A 15,269-nucleotide genomic window follows, 5' to 3' on the forward strand; every position below is an offset into this window, starting at 1 on the left:
GAGACACGTGCTCGCTGCGCTCGCGCGCTCCTCGATCAACGAAAATTGCCTACCGCGGCGGCAACACCGTCAGCACCCGCAGCATGAAGTCGTGGAACTCTGCCATGTATGCGCGCAGAAACTCCTCGGTTCCCTCATTCGTGACGCGGCCGTCCTCGGCGATCAGGCCGGGCGTCATGTGAATGTACGCCTCGGGCGCGGTCATCTGCGGGGCGTTGCTGAAGGCGAGCGTGCCCCGCAGGCTCTGCTGCGCGAGCGCCGTTCCGATCGCCCCCGATGAGGCCCCGATCACGCCGCACGGCTTGCCGGTGAGTGCGTTCGAGCCCCACGGCCGGCTCGCCCAGTCCAGGGCGTTCTTCAATGCGCCCGGCACCGACCGGTTGTACTCCGGGGTGACGAACAGCAACGCGTCGACGCCGTTGAGTTGCCGCTTGAACTCCCGCGCGACGGGCGGATAGTCGGCGTCGAGGTCACGGTTGTAGAGCGGTAGATCTTTGATCACGATCTCGGTGAACTCGAGGTCGTCTGGTGCGAGTCGAATCAGCGCCTTGGACAGCGTGCGGTTGATCGAATGCACCGACAGACTGCCGACGAAATAGCCGACGCTGTAGGGCGGTTCGCGTTCGAAAATGGTGGGCATAGATCACTCCTCAGGGGTGTGGCTCGGTGGTCGGGCTTGTCGCGACCCGGTGACCTGATCTCGACAAGCCCGATGACGCGACGTCTACGACGGAAAGCGCACCATTGCGGCGACACCGTTGCCGCCCGGAACGTCATCTTGTCTAACCGCGAACACCTTCGCGCCGCTCAGCAGTGCGCGCCGCACGATTTCGTCGATGACTCCGTAGTTGATGGCGTCATCTTCGTCATCGAAGGTGATCGCCCCCGTGGTCTCGTCGATCGAGCCACTGATCGAGTGGTCGATGTCGAACAGCAGAGTGTCAATTGCATTGCCGATCGCCGCACGGGCGATGTCGGTCAGATCGGTGACCGCGCGACCATGCGCGGCGTTGGATCCGAATCGTTCCTTGATGTCGTCAAGCTCCGCGGCGTACAGGGCATCGAGAATCGGGCGCGCCGCTGCGGCGAGCTGCTCGTCGGAGCGCTCCTCCGGGTTTCCTGCGATCACGTCTTCCGTGAGCCGCGGATGCGAGGAGACCGACCGGTAGATGCTGACGAGTGGCTCGGCGCCGGCCAGAATCATCGGGCGGCTGGTGGTGACCACCTTGGGGCGGATCGCCTTGACGATCGCCTGCGAATACTCCCGCATCCGCACCTTGTGGCCTTCATCGCCCTGCACCCGACCGCCGCGATCGTTGGTTTCGGGGTTGCGCCCTCGAACGGATTCCAGACCGACCGCGTCGGCGACATCCTCGGGCAAATCTTCAATGTCGAGCCGGTTCGCCGGCTGGTTGGCAGAAATCTCGATCAACCGCACCGAGTTCTGGGCGAGGGCCAGCACGAGGGCGGCCTGGGGGAAGGTCACTGCGCGCAGCAGCGGCTTGATGTAGAAGCGGTCAGACACTTCGACCGCAGACACGAGAACGCTCGGCAGCCGGTAGGTGGTGCGGCTGGTCGCCGTGACGAAGACGGCGAGACTCGTCGACTGGTAGCGCCAGAAATCGCGGTCGCCGATGAGCTCTTCGACCGACTCGGTGATCGCCGAGACGAGGGCGGCGGGGGTGTCGGCGGCGACGAGCTGGTCGACGGCGGTGCGCAGCAGATTCTTCAGCTGAATCTTGGCCTGATCGGCTTCGGTCGGCAGTGTGCCGGCCGGGACATAGATCGAAACGCACCCTGGTTCCCGGGTGGTTGCGAGAGCTTCCACATCGAGTCGGTTCGGGATATCAGTGTGCAGCATATGGATCTCCTTTGACGCAATGAGAGCCAGCGGCGAGGCTTTCCGCTGGGTCTACCTCGTCACGAACTCGACCGTGGCGCCAGTCTACGTTCGCGACGGGTGGCTGAACAGAGCCGGTTTACTCGGCGAGCAGTCCGCGGATGTCGTCGGCCGACAACGCGTCGCTGAACGCGGCGTCATCATCCATCACGGCGGTGAAAAGCTTGGCCTTCTTCTGTTTGAGCTTCATCACTTTCTCTTCGATGGTGCCGGTGGCGACCATGCGGTAGACCATCACGTTCTTGGTTTGACCGATGCGATGCGTGCGATCGACGGCCTGCGCCTCGCTCGCCGGATTCCACCAGGGGTCGAGCAGAAAGACGTAGTCGGCCTCGGTGAGATTGAGGCCGAAGCCGCCGGCCTTGAGGCTGATCAGAAACACCGGAGCCGCGCCGGTCTTGAACCGGTCGATCACCTCGGAGCGGCGCAGAGTCGACCCGTCGAGGTAGCAGTACGGGGTGCCCTGCGCATCGAGACGAGCGGCGGCCTTTTTCAGGAATGAGGTGAACTGACTGAAAATGAGAGCACGGTGGCCCTCGGCGACGACATCCTCCAGCTGCTCGAACAGGGCGTCGAGCTTGCTGCTCGGCACCGCGGCATACGCCGGGTCGACCAGGGACGCGTCGAGACTGAGCAGCCGCAGCAGGGTCAACGACCGGAACACGATGAACCGGTTGGCGTCCAGGTCTTCAAGCAGCCCGAGCAGCTTCTGCCGTTCCCGCTGCAGGAACGTGTCGTAGAGCCTGCGGTGCTCGGGGTTCAGATCGATCTGCAGGGTCTGCTCCTGCTTGGCCGGTAGATCGCTCGCGACGAGCTCTTTGGTGCGACGCATCAAAAATGGGCGGATGCGTCGGCGCAGTCGGGCAAGTCGCACCGGGTTGGTGGCCAGCTCAATTTGGCGCACATAGTCTTCGGTGAATTTGCGTGCCGAGGGGAAGAGTCCGGGGGCGACGATTGCGAAGAGCGCGTGGAGTTCGAGCAGGTTGTTTTCCATCGGCGTGCCGGTGATCGCCAGTTTGAACGGGGTGTCGAGATCACGTGCCGCGATATGCGCCTGGCTGGCGTGATTCTTCACGAACTGCGCCTCGTCGAGGATCAGGCCGGCCCACGGCTGTGCCTGGTAGGCCTCGGCGTCGAGACGGAACAGCGTGTACGACGTGATGATCACGTCGGCGCCTGCTGCGACATCCGCGAGGCTCTCGGCGCGCGTGCCCTCGGTGGTGCTGATGGCACGAACGACGAGGCCCGGCGTGAAGCGTGCGGCCTCGGACGCCCAGTTCGAGACGACGGAGGTGGGGGCGACGACGAGGAATGGGGCAGCAGTGGCGGCGTCCGTTGGTCGAGCTTGTCGAGACCTCGTGACATGGTCCGCATCCGCGCCCCGCGCATCCGCCGTCCCGCCCCGCGCATGCTCCATCAGCGCCAGCGCCTGCAGCGTCTTGCCGAGTCCCATGTCATCGGCGAGCACCCCGCCGAGCTGGTGCTGCCAGAGAAAGGCGAGCCAGTTGAATCCCTCGGCCTGATACGGGCGCAGTGTCGCGTGCACGCCGGTCGGCAGCGGGGTCACCGGCACCTCGGTGAGATCGCGGAGGCCCGACACGGCCGCGCGCCACGTGACCGCTTCCTCGGTCTCGTCGGCGAGATCCTCGAAGTCGGCCCAGAGCCCGGCCTGGTAGCGGCTGATCCGTAGTTCGGTTTCCCATTCCTGCAACGACTTGGCTTCTTCGATCAGCTCGCGCAGCTGCTCGAACTGCGGCTGCAGCAACGACAGGTACGAGTTGTCGACGAGCAGTAGTTTCTTCTGCCCCTTCGCCAGCGCCTTGTACAGCGGACCGAACGGAATGCTTCTTCCGTTGACGCTGACCAGCACGCCGAGGTCGAACCAGTCGCGCTGGTCGGTCTCGATAGTGGTGAAGGTGAGTTGGGGAGGCTCGGTCAGCTCGAGGTACGGGGGCTGGGTGCCGACAATGTCGACGCGCACGCCGGTCAGTCGGGCCAGCACCGGGAGGGCGCGCTCGGTGAACTCGGCGGCGTCGATTCCGGAGAGGCTCTGGCGCGGTGCGAAATCGTCAGGGCTTCGGGGCTGGTGAAACAGCACCGCCGCAACCGGGGTGAGCGCTGCCATGGTTCGTGCGAGGATCACGTTCTCGGTGTCGAGGTCGCGGCTCGTGACCGGATCTGACTCGACGGCGGCCGACTCAGCCGAATCTGTCGACTGCTGGCCGACCGGAACCCGCGTCGCCAACGATCCGCGGCGGTACTCCCAGGCCCAGTCGAGTTGCAGGATGTGCCGCGGGCGGTAGCTGGCCGTGAGCACCAGAACCGGCGGGAGGGCGGCCGGAAACTCGACGGACGCATCCGAACTCGTGATGGTCACGAATCGGCTGAGCTCGGGAAAATCGTCGTGCATGAACTCGGCGACGTCATCCGCTGGAACCTGCACCGTGGCTGATCGCCCGAGCAGGCCGCGTTGCGCTTCGGTGAGGGCCGGCCCGGTCGGGGCAAGGGTGAAGACCGTGGGGGAGGCTGGAGCGTATCCGTAGAGGCCGTGGTCGCCGATCGGTGCGGTGAACTCCGGCGGGTAGGCGCGGCCATCGATGCGCACGATCGTGCTGACGGTCACTCCCGTCGCCGGCGGCGTAGTGCCCGGCCGAGCGGTTTCCGGGGGAGCCGCCGCAATCGCGTCGAGGCTGACCTCCGCCTCGCTCCCGATTCGCACCTCGACATCCTTCGATGTGCCGACGAGGGCAATGTCGAGGCGTCGCGCTTCGGCGAACAGATTCCAGAGCAGCGGGCTGGTGAACTCGTCGAGGTAGAGCCAGTCCGTTTCCTGTCCGTAGTACAGCGCCCGCACCGCACGGTGCAGCGCGGCGAATTGGCTGAACCACTCGTGATGCGCCGCAAGCAGATTGAGCCGGTTGCCCTGGTGCGACAAATTGGTCCAGCTGAGCGAGCCCTTGACCCACTTGCCGGAGGCGCCCCGCATCACCGGACGCACGCCGAGCCGGTAGCTCGACGAACCGGCGACCGGCTCGGTCACGGTGCGTGCCGACGGTCCGCTCCAGCGTTCCAGCGTGCGCGGCAACTGCTCGCGCAGCTCGAACTGCAGGGCCATCGGCACCGGCGGGGAGTCGCCGCTCGCGCTCGCCGTGGAGCTTGCTCGGGTGTAGCCGAACGGGGCGGATGGCGCACTCGGGTTGGTCAGCGCGCCGATGGCACGCTTCCACGCGCGATCGCCCCCGGAATCCGTGGGGGTCGCGGGGGTCGGCATCCGTCAATGCTCTCACCCTCCACCGACGTAAAACACACACTTCGGCGCGAGGCTCGGCCGGGTACAGCGGGGAAAGTCGATTCTGCACTCGCGTTCGTACCGGCCGAACTGTCACCATGAAGCATGACCTTTATCGCCGCTGATACCCGTTACGACTCGATGCCCTACCGACGCAGTGGTCGGAGCGGGCTGAAACTTCCTGCCATCTCGCTCGGGCTCTGGCAGAACTTCGGCGACGACAAACCCCTCGACACCCAGCGCGCGATTCTGCGCCGCGCGTTCGACCTCGGTGTCACCCACTTCGACCTGGCCAACAACTACGGCCCGCCCTTCGGCAGCGCCGAGACCAACTTCGGTCAGATCCTGCGCGAGGACTTCTCCGCCCACCGCGACGAACTCATCATCTCCACCAAGGCCGGTTACGACATGTGGCCAGGCCCATACGGGGAATTCGGATCCCGCAAGTACATGTTGGCCAGCCTCGACCAGTCCCTCGAACGGATGGGCCTCGACTACGTCGACATCTTCTACTCCCACCGCGCCGACCCCGACACCCCGCTCGAAGAGACCATGGGCGCCCTGCACACCGCCGTCACCAGTGGGCGCGCACTCTATGCCGGCATCTCCTCGTACTCGCCGGAACTCACCATCCGGGCCGCCCGCATCCTGGCCGACCTCGGCACCCCTCTGCTGATCCACCAGCCCTCCTACTCGATGTTCAACCGCTGGGTCGAAGAGAGCCTTCTCGACACCCTCACCGAACTTGGCGTCGGCTGCATCCCGTTCTCGCCGCTCGCCCAGGGACTGCTCACCGACCGCTACCTGCAGGGTGTGCCTGGTGACTCCCGCGTCGCCCAGGAGGGATCGGCGTGGAGAGGGATGCTCACCGACCAGACGTTGGCCAGCATCCGTGCGCTGACTGAGATCGCGGATGCCCGCGGCCAGTCGCTCGCGCAGCTCGCCCTGGCTTGGGTGTTGCGCAATGACGTCGTGACCTCCGCCCTCGTCGGTGCGTCGTCGGTCGCCCAGTTGGAGACGAACCTGGGCGCGCTGAACAACCTTTCCTTCACGCCGGAGGAGCTGGCGGCGATCGACGAGCACGCCATCGACCAGGGCATCAACCTCTGGGCGGCGTCGAGTGCGGTGAAGTAGCGCCTCGCGGTTCCAACCGCGCGCGTGCGAGTCCAGGTTGAACAGCAGGTAGATCGTCACAGCGGTGGCAAGGGCCGGCAGGACGATGCCTGTGAACCGTGATGTCAGAGCGCCGCTCCGTCGCTGCCGAACCGAATAGACGATCACGCTGATGTTGACGAGTGTGAAGGCCGTGAACGCCCCGAAGTTGATGAACGAGGTCGACGTCGCCAGAGTCATCTGCGTAGCGATCAGGCCGACCAGGCCGCTGATCACAATGTTCCACACCGGCGTCTTGAGCCGCGGGTGCAGGTAACCGAACACGCGGCGGGGGAGCACCCCGTCGCGGCCCATGCCGTAGAGCAGGCGGGACAGTCCGGTTTGAGCCGCGATCGCGGAGGCCACGCCGCCAATGACCAGTGCGGCGACAACCAACGACGAAAGCAGGTCGCCCCCGACGGTCTGGGCGATCTCAAAGGCGGCTGAGTCGATGTTCGCGAACTCTGCACCCGGTTGCACGAGCTGTGCGGCGTAGCCGACGACCATGAAGATGACACCGGCGATGAGTGTGGTCAGAATGATCGCACGCGGCACGTTGACAGTCGGACGCTCGCTCTCTTCCGTGAGGGTGGTGATTGCGTCGAACCCGAGGAACGAGTACGCCGCAATCGCCGCACCGGCAGATACTGCGCCGAAGGTGGTGGCACTGTTCCAGATCGGTCCGAACACGTCGACCTGTTCGCTACTGGAACCCACATGCGCGAAAGAGAGGGCGACGAACGCGATGAGAACGAGCAGTACGAAGGCCATCAGCAGGTAGTTCAGCCGATCGGCGACTCGGATGCCGAAGACATTGATCACGGAGACGACGACCGCCTGGATGACGATCCACGCCCAGAACGGGACGGCGGGGAATGCGGCCGAGAGGAAGGATGCTCCGATCAGCCAGATGACCATCGGCAGAAAGAGGTAGTCGAGCAGCAGGATCCAGCCGACCATGAATCCCACCCGCGAATCAAGCACGCGACGCACGTAGGTGTAGGCAGATCCGGTCACGGGAAAAATGCGTGACAGCTTGCCGTAGCTGAGGGCGGTGAGCAGCATCGCCGCCGTCGCCAGGAGGTATGCCGAGGTTGTTGTGCCGTTGCTGGCCACAGCAATCACTCCGAATGTGGCGAGCACAACGGCGGGGGCCATGTAGGCGACACCGAAAAGCACGAGAGAGGGAAGCTTGAGCAGTTTCGGGGCGGGAGGTGCAGATGATGCGGCGCGGGCGGGGGACGTTGTAGACATGGTGCTCCTTTGCAAAGTGTCGGCAGTGCGAGAGTTCAGGGAAGGGGGTAGTGGGGTCGGATGCGCTCGGGCGCGAGAACACCGTCGTAGAACGGAAGAAGGATGGGGGCGTCGTCGGGGTGCTGCTGGTGCCACATCCGATTGAGCCCGGCGGTCCCGCTCTGCTGGATGCGTCGGGCCTCGGCCAGATCGATCTCGTCGCTGAGTACCTGAGGGGTGGCGTCAGAACTTCCGCCCCGAAGTCGACCTTCCGGATCAACGATGGCACTCAGACCGACCCCGCCCGGCGCCGCACTGTTCACGCTGAGAACAAAGAACTGATTTGCGATGGCATTGGCCTGGGCCAGGATCACTTCCTGCGGACGGTCGGCCGTGCCGGTGCGCACCACATTGATCACCATCTCGGCCCCCAGCCAGCCGAGTTGCCGGCCGTGCTCTGGAAACCAGGAGTCGTAACAGATCGACAGGCCGACTCGACCGTATGGCTGCATGTCAAAAGTGACAAACTCGCTGCCCGGCCGGCAGGCCTCGAAGGGGCGCCAGGGAAATATCTTGCGGTACGACGCAACAAGCTCGCCGGTCGGTGAGTAGACGAGCGCCGTGTTGTAGATCTCGCCGTCCGGTCCGAGCTCGAAGACGCTTCCAGGAACGAGCCAGATTTCGTGCCTCGCGGCCAGCGCCGAGAGGGCGGCATGGCGCTCGCCGCGGAGCGGTTGGGCAAAAGCGGTGATTGCTTCCGCCGAGGCATTCGGATCCCCGTCGCAGAGGTGCATCTCGGGGAACACGAAGAGCCGTGACTCGGGAAAGTCGGCCACGGTGCGAGCGAGTTGCACAGCGAATTCATCGAGAGATGAGACAGATGTCGCCTGCACGAGGCAGAACGGAAGAACGGTGCTCAGGGGTGGCTCATTTCATTGCGACGGTCCGACGAGGCCGTTGAGGGGATGGAGGAATACTTTTAACACTGTTAAAAAGATGATTGGATGACGGTAACAGTCGAGGGTGCGAATGTCTACTCTGTGCAGCCGGGCGCCGACGGAAGCGCGCGTGCTGAATACCGGCGACTTCGATTGGCCTGAGAAGATGGGAGCCGGGCGCTCACGTCGCCCGGGCAACGGGCGAAGGGGAATGATGGCACGCGTCAAGGATCAGGATGCTCGGCGTTCCGAGATCCTCGACGCCGCAGTTCGGGCGGTGCGTCGATACGGCGCTGTCAACGTGAGTCTGCGCAAAGTCGCCACCGAGGCGGGTCTCTCCTCGGCGCTCATCCTCTACTACTACAAGAACGCTGACGAACTGTTGCAGTCCACGTTCCAGCACGGAACCATCGAGTTCTGCGAGCACCGCGAAGTCGTTGTGGCTCGCGAAGTGACGCCAGTTCGGCGCCTCGAAGTCTGCATCTCGTGGGGCGTTCCGTACCCTGGCGCGCGGGCCGATGCCGCCCGCATCCTCTATGAGCTCCAGCCACTGGTGTTGCAGAATTCGGATGCAGCGGTGTGGCACCGTGAATTCTTCGAGCGGCAGGCGGCCTTGTACGCCCAGATCGTGCGTGAGGGGATCGAGACCGGTGACTTCAAGCCGACGGAGTCACCCGAGGTGATCGGTGAGAGTCTCGTTGCCCTCGAAGACGGTTACGGGGCGCATGCATTGACCGGGACGATGGCGCCGGAGCGCATCGAGCGGCGCCTGCTCGATCGCGCTCGCGAGTTCACGCATTCCGAAGCGCTCGGTCGAAACTGACCTCAACCCGCGCATTCTGCGCCCGAACTGAGTGCGATCTAGAGCCCGCCCACGGCCCTTCAACGACGTCGTGGTACCCAGGCGACGAATCAAAATCATTGAAATTCTTGCAACATAGTGTTACGGTCGAGCCTAAATCTAACAAACGTTAATAGTCCGGATGGCGAGAGATCACCCCTGGCAACGGATGTTGATTGAACAGATATTGATTCAGCGTCGACAATAACTACCAAGAATTTAGGCCACACATATGGGGAAGAACGTTCCTTTCAACAACCTTGCCGAAGCCGAGATGCTGGCCAAGAAGCGTCTCCCGCGTGCGGTCTGGCTGGCGATCAAGGCCGGCAACGAGCAGGGCTGGACGCTCGACGAGAACATTCGCGCGTACAACGACCTTGGTTTCTCGCCGACCATCTTCGACCGGCCCGTGCGCCAGGACACCCGCACCAGCATCCTCGGCGTTGACATCGATTTTCCGGTCATCGTCTCTCCGGTCGGCGCCCAGGCCATCCACCCCGGCGGCGAGGTTGCCGCCGCTCGGGCCGCCGCCCGCATGGGCACCGCGATCGGACTGAGCTCCTACGCGTCCAACTCGATCAGCGAGGTGACCGCCGCCAACGACAAATCGTTCTTCCAGCTCTACTGGGTCGGCACCCGCGACCGCATCGAAGCTCGCGTCGAAGAGGCCCGGCGCTCAGGCGCGAAGGCGCTCATCGTCACCCTCGACTGGTCGTTCACCCCGCGCCGCGACTGGGGAGTTCCGCCGGCCCCGCCGATGAAGCTCGACATCCCGACGATGGCCAGCCTCGCCCCGGCCGCGTTGTCACGGCCCGCCTGGCTCGCGCGCTACCTGGTCAAGGGGCGCATCCCTGAACTCAAGGTTCCGAACCTCTTCATCACCAAGGACCAGGTTCCAACGTTCGGCGAGGCATGGGCCGAGTTCGTCGACACCCCCACCCCCACCTGGGAAGACGTCAAGTGGCTGCGCGAGCTGTGGGGCGGTCCGTTCATGGTCAAGGGGATCTCGAGCATCAAGGATGCGAAGCGTGCCGTCGACCTCGGTGCCGATGCCATCTCCGTCTCGAACCACGGCGGCAACAACATCGACGGAACCCCCGCCCCGATCCGCTTCCTGCCCTCGATCGTCGACGCCGTCGGCAGCGACATCGACGTCATGGTCGACGGCGGAATTCGCCGCGGCTCCGACGTCGTCAAGGCCATCGCGCTCGGCGCCAAGGCCGTCTTCATCGGACGGGCCTACCTCTACGGGCTCGCCGTCTCGGGCGAAGATGGCGTCTACAAGGTGCTCGAGATTCTGAAGAACGGCATCGAAGAGACGATGTTCGGAATCGGCAAGAGCTCACTCGACGAACTCTCCATCGACGACCTGCTCATCTTGAACCGGGACTTCTTGGTCAAACCGGCCTGCTGACGCGCAGGTCGCCACTTCGCAGAACCACCTCGCAGCACCACCAACCGGCCGGGTCATCCCGGTCGGGTCGGTCGGTCGCACCCAGCGGCCGGCAGCCCCGCACTGCCTGCACGTCAACACCCTGCTTGAAACGTCACGGGACTTGCCTCGTGATCCCACCCACCAGAACTCGATCCGCGACGATCCCGGCACCCCCGGTCGCCGTCGATCGCTCTGCAGACCAGGAGTTACTCAGATGCGCAGAATCATCGTCGTCGGGGCGGGCACCGCCGGGTGCATCGTCGCCGCGCGCCTCTCCGAAGATCCGGATGCCAGCGTGCGGCTTCTCGAATCGGGCCCCGACCGCCGCGCAGATGCCCCGGCCGGCCTGAGCTCGCTCAACTGGATCGATGCACTCGGCGAGCGATCGGCCTTCTACCCCGATCTGTTCGCCGCGAAGCTCGAGGGCAGCGAGCCGAAGCTCTATCAGCGCGGCACGGGCGTCGGCGGGTCGGGAGCGGTCAACGCGATGCTCGCCTTGCCCGGGCTACCGACCGATTACGACCGGTGGGCGGATGTCTATGGTCTGCACACCTGGTCGTGGCGCGACGTCGCTCCCTGGTTCGAACAGCTGAAGGCCGACCTCGTCGTCTCGACTGACGACGAACTCACCCCGGTCGACCGGGCGCTGCTCGACGCGGCCGACGCCCTCGGGCTGCCGAGTGAGGTCGACACCTACACGCCCGACGACGGCAGTGGCCGACTCTGGCGTAACGCCAACGCCGAGGGCCGCTTCTCGAGCCTCGAGCGTTACCTCGACCCGGCACGGGGCCGGTCGAATCTCACGATCCAGGCCGGGAGCCAGGTTGAGCGGCTGCTCATCACCGACGACACCGAAGACACGCCCACCGTCACCGGTGTGCGTCTCGCCGACGGCACCGAACTCCCCGCCGACGAGGTCATCCTCTGTGCCGGCACCTTCGAAACCCCGGCGATCCTGCTGCGCTCGGGCTTGACCCACCCCGGCATCGGCGCCAATTTGCAGGACCACCCGGCTGCCAGCGTCTACTTCACGCTCAAGCCCGAGTACCGGGAGACCTCCACCGGGCCATGCATCGGAGCCGTCATGCGGCTCTCCTCGACCGCCGGAACCGGCGACATCCACCTGCTTCCTCTGCACGGCTCCCTGCTGAACGGCGCCCAACCCGACCACGGCCTGATCATGGCAGCCGTGATGAAGGTGACCTCGGTCGGCAGCCTGGCGCTGAACTCCGAGAACCCGCTCGCCCCGCCGACCGTACGCGAACGGATGCTGTCGACCCCCGACGACCGGGCCGCGATGCGCGACGCCATCACGGCGCTCGAAAAGGTCATCGAAGCGCCGAGCTTTCAGCAGATCGTCGAGCAGGCGTTCATCGACGAGTTCGGCACCAGCGTGTCCGCGTTGCAAGACGAGACGGTCTTCGACGCCTGGCTGGCGAACTACGTCGGCGACTATTTTCACGCCTGCGGCACCGCCCGGATGGGCACGAAGAACGACCCGAACGCCGTCGTCGACGAGGAGGGGCGCATCCACGGGCTTCACCGGGTGCGCATCATCGATGCCTCGATCATGCCCGAGGTGCCAAGCGCCAACACCCACCTGCCCACCGCGATGATCGCCGAACGCATCACCGCAGGCATGCTCGCCGCGCAAGCCGCGCTGCGCATCGCGGAACAACGGTCCACCCCGATCTACTCCGCGCTTCGCGCCGGCTAGATCCCACCGCCGGCTAGATCCCACCAACAGACACACCCCACCCGAGAGAAAGGACAACGACAGTTGTCAACAGACACACGCACTCTGAACACCGCCTCCGACACCTGGGAGCGCGCCCGCCGCGTCGTTCCGCGCGGGGTCTCGTCGGGGCACCGGGTCGGCTGGGAGCAGGTTTTCGTCAAGGCCTCCGGCGCCAACATCTGGGATGACCAGGGCAACCAGTACATCGACTACATCAACTCCTGGGGCCCGATCGTGCTCGGTCACTGCGACCGCCGGGTCAACGAGGCGGTCTTCGCCGCGGCGAACACCTGCGACCTCACCGGCGTCGGCCCGCAGTTCGGTGAGGTCGCCCTCGCCGAGAAGATCTGCGAGGTCATGCCGTCGGCCGACAAGGTCGCCTTCTGCACCTCCGGCACGGATGCGACGATGCACGCCGTGCACATCGCCCGGGCTGCCACCGGCCGCATGAAGATCCTCAAGTTCCACGGCTCGTACCACGGCTGGAATGACCAGGTCGCGGTCGGCAGCTCCCGCGCCGACCTCACGCCAGGCTCCCCGCTGAACACCCCGAACGGTGCCGGTCTCCACCCCGCATCCGTCGCCGACGTCGTGGTCGTCGAATGGAACGACTTCGAGGGGGTGCGCGCCGCCTTCGACGAATACGGTGACGACCTCGCCGCCGCCTTCACCGAGGGCTACGTGCACAGCTTCGGCTGCGTTCCGGCCGCTCCCGGCTTTCTCGAGCAGCTGCGTGAACTCTGCACGAAGAACGGCACGGCCCTCGTCTTCGACGAGGTCAAGACCGGGTTCCGCGCGGCCATCGGCGGCTTTCAGTCGATCTGCGGCGTCACCCCCGACCTCACCGCGTTCGGCAAAGCCGTCGCCAACGGCTACTCGCTGGCCGGACTGGCCGGCTCGAACGAGTGGATGGGCCACCTCGGGGCGTACTCCAAAAAGGAGGCGACCATCGACGGCACGTACAACGCCAACCCCTACGCGATGGCCGCCGCGAGCAAGACGCTCGAGCTCATGGAGACCGAGAACGTCATCCCGCGCCTCTACGAACTGGGGGAGCGGCTGCGTACCGGCATCGCCGCCGCCATCACCGAGGTAGGCATCGACGCCTGCGTTTCCGGCCTCGGCTCCGAATGGACCGTGTACTTCCGCAAGGAGCTGCCGACGAACTTTCGCCAGGCGATGGAATCGGATGCGACCCGCTACGCCACCTATCACGCCTCTTTGCTCTCGCAGGGAATCCTCGAGCCCGCCTTCCCGACCGGTGACCGCCGCCTGAACGCGTCGACCACCTTCGAAGACATCGATCGCACGATCGAAGCGAACCGCGTCGCCCTCCGGGCGGCCGCTGAATAGTTCCACCAGTTCCACCCGCACCATCCCTGCACCAATTGACTGACAGAGATAGGAAGAGACAATGAGCACAGCAATGAAGCGTGTGACACGGTCACGCATCCTCGTGACCGCCGGCATCGCAGCCGCCCTCGTGTTGAGCGGATGTTCGGCCACGGCCGGCGGTGACAGCGGCAGCGGCGACGGCGGCGGCAGCGACGAGATTCTGATCGGCTTCGCCCTCTCGCAGAGTGGCAACATGGCGCCGTTCGATGTGGAGCCCGGCAACGCGGCACTCCTGAAGATCGACGAGATCAACAAGGCCGGCGGCATCAACGGCAAGAAGATCAAAGCCATCGTCAAGGACGTGCGCAGCGACCAGGCTACCGTCGGCACCGTCGCCACCGAGCTCATCGACCAGGGCATCAACCTGCTCGTCACCCCGTGCGACTTCGACCTCAGTGCACAGGGCGCCATCAACGCGCAGACCGCCGGCATCCCCGCCGTCTCCATCTGCGCCGGTGACCCCAAGATGGCCGACGCCACCACCCTCGGCGACTTTGTCTTCACTGCCAACGCCGGCAGCGACGTCGAAGGCGCCACCGGCGCATCCTGGGCGTCGTCGAAGGGCTGGAAGTCGGCCTACCTGCTGCAAGACGAGAGCATCGAGTACACGAAGTCGGCCGGGCGCTACTTCGAAGCCGAGTTCAAGGAACTGGGCGGCACCATCGCCGGCAACGACAGCTTTCCCGGCGGTGACAACGTCGACGTCAGCAGCCAGATCTCTCGTCTGAAGGCGCTGCCGACGGCACCCGACTTCATCTACGTCGCTAGCTGGAACCCGGGTGGGGCCACGGCCATCCGCCAGATCCGTGAGGCAGGAATCGAAAGCCCGATCGTCGGCCCGGCCGCCCTCGACGGACAGCTGCTGCTCGACATCGTCGGAAACGCCGACGAGATCTACTACACGCCGTTCGCCTGCTACGTCTACTGCAGCGGCCAGGACTCCGCGACCCTCGACGAGTTCGTCACGAACTACACCGCGAAGTACGACGCCCCGCCGTCGACCAGCTACGCGCTGCTCGGATACAACATGATGATCGCCCTGGCCAACGGCATCGAGAAGGCTCCATCACTCGATGGCGCGGCCCTGCGGGACTCCCTGCAAGACGCCGGACCGGTCGAAACGCCCATCGGTTCGATGACGTACTTCTCGCCGACCTGCCACAAGATCATCGACATGCCGCTCAGCGTGGTCAAGGTCAGCGGCGGCGCCGTCACCTACGTCGAGCAGCACACGCTGAAGAGCATCCCGAACCTCGACGACGGCAACGCCTGCGCCGCGTCGTAGCGAGGTGACCGCGCCCGCATCCGCTGCCCCCCCCCCCCGCCAGCGGATGCGGGCGCTCGCTTG

General features: G+C 65.2%; 10 protein-coding genes and 1 pseudogene. 6 read left to right on the top strand and 5 right to left on the bottom strand.

What is annotated here, in order from left to right:
- Positions 1 to 49: 49 nt before the first annotated feature.
- The 3 genes from AC1DCF_RS11300 to AC1DCF_RS11310 form a co-directional block, all read right to left on the bottom strand.
- The gene (locus AC1DCF_RS11300) at positions 50 to 640 is read right to left on the bottom strand and encodes an NADPH-dependent FMN reductase (RefSeq protein ID WP_477211105.1); all 591 of its coding nucleotides are present in this window, start codon (positions 638 to 640) and stop codon (positions 50 to 52) included.
- 84 nt (positions 641 to 724) lie between these two features.
- Positions 725 to 1,861 carry a baeRF11 domain-containing protein gene (locus AC1DCF_RS11305; RefSeq protein ID WP_477211106.1) on the bottom strand — a complete coding sequence of 379 codons (1,137 nt, stop codon included), beginning with the start codon at positions 1,859 to 1,861 and terminating at the stop codon, positions 725 to 727.
- A 118-nt stretch (positions 1,862 to 1,979) separates the two neighbouring features.
- Positions 1,980 to 5,171, bottom strand: a complete 3,192-nt coding sequence (locus AC1DCF_RS11310; RefSeq protein ID WP_477211107.1) for a DEAD/DEAH box helicase — start codon at positions 5,169 to 5,171, stop codon at positions 1,980 to 1,982.
- 123 nt (positions 5,172 to 5,294) lie between these two features.
- On the opposite strand from AC1DCF_RS11310, the gene mgrA reads away from it, so the two are divergent.
- Complete coding sequence (mgrA, locus tag AC1DCF_RS11315) at positions 5,295 to 6,323, top strand: L-glyceraldehyde 3-phosphate reductase (RefSeq protein WP_477211160.1); 1,029 nt, start codon at positions 5,295 to 5,297, stop codon at positions 6,321 to 6,323.
- A gap of 48 nt (positions 6,324 to 6,371) precedes the next feature.
- Here the strand turns inward: mgrA and AC1DCF_RS11320 are convergent.
- Together AC1DCF_RS11320 and AC1DCF_RS11325 are read right to left on the bottom strand one after the other, a co-directional pair.
- Positions 6,372 to 7,595 (bottom strand): annotated as a pseudogene (locus tag AC1DCF_RS11320) (APC family permease); the annotation flags it as partial.
- Positions 7,596 to 7,630: 35 nt separating this feature from the next.
- Entirely contained in the window at positions 7,631 to 8,428 is a 798-nt protein-coding gene (locus tag AC1DCF_RS11325; RefSeq protein ID WP_477211108.1) for a carbon-nitrogen hydrolase family protein, read from the bottom strand.
- A 175-nt stretch (positions 8,429 to 8,603) separates the two neighbouring features.
- Between AC1DCF_RS11325 and AC1DCF_RS11330 the strand changes: the two genes are divergently transcribed.
- The 5 genes from AC1DCF_RS11330 to AC1DCF_RS11350 all read left to right on the top strand — a co-directional run bounded on the left by AC1DCF_RS11330 (position 8,604) and on the right by AC1DCF_RS11350 (position 15,206).
- Complete coding sequence (locus AC1DCF_RS11330) at positions 8,604 to 9,335, top strand: TetR/AcrR family transcriptional regulator (RefSeq protein ID WP_477211109.1); 732 nt, start codon at positions 8,604 to 8,606, stop codon at positions 9,333 to 9,335.
- 250 nt (positions 9,336 to 9,585) lie between these two features.
- A complete protein-coding gene (gene mftD / locus AC1DCF_RS11335) occupies positions 9,586 to 10,767 on the top strand; it encodes a pre-mycofactocin synthase MftD (RefSeq protein ID WP_477211110.1) in 1,182 nt (393 codons plus the stop codon).
- Between the two features lie 235 nt (positions 10,768 to 11,002).
- Positions 11,003 to 12,505, top strand: coding sequence for a GMC family oxidoreductase (locus tag AC1DCF_RS11340; RefSeq protein WP_477211111.1), 1,503 nt, complete (start codon positions 11,003 to 11,005; stop codon positions 12,503 to 12,505).
- A gap of 63 nt (positions 12,506 to 12,568) precedes the next feature.
- A complete protein-coding gene (locus AC1DCF_RS11345; RefSeq protein ID WP_477211112.1) occupies positions 12,569 to 13,879 on the top strand; it encodes an aspartate aminotransferase family protein in 1,311 nt (436 codons plus the stop codon).
- A gap of 61 nt (positions 13,880 to 13,940) precedes the next feature.
- Positions 13,941 to 15,206, top strand: a complete 1,266-nt coding sequence (locus AC1DCF_RS11350) for an ABC transporter substrate-binding protein (protein ID WP_477211113.1) — start codon at positions 13,941 to 13,943, stop codon at positions 15,204 to 15,206.
- Positions 15,207 to 15,269 lie beyond the last annotated feature (63 nt).

The organism is Leifsonia sp. 10L418 (assembly GCF_056395445.1).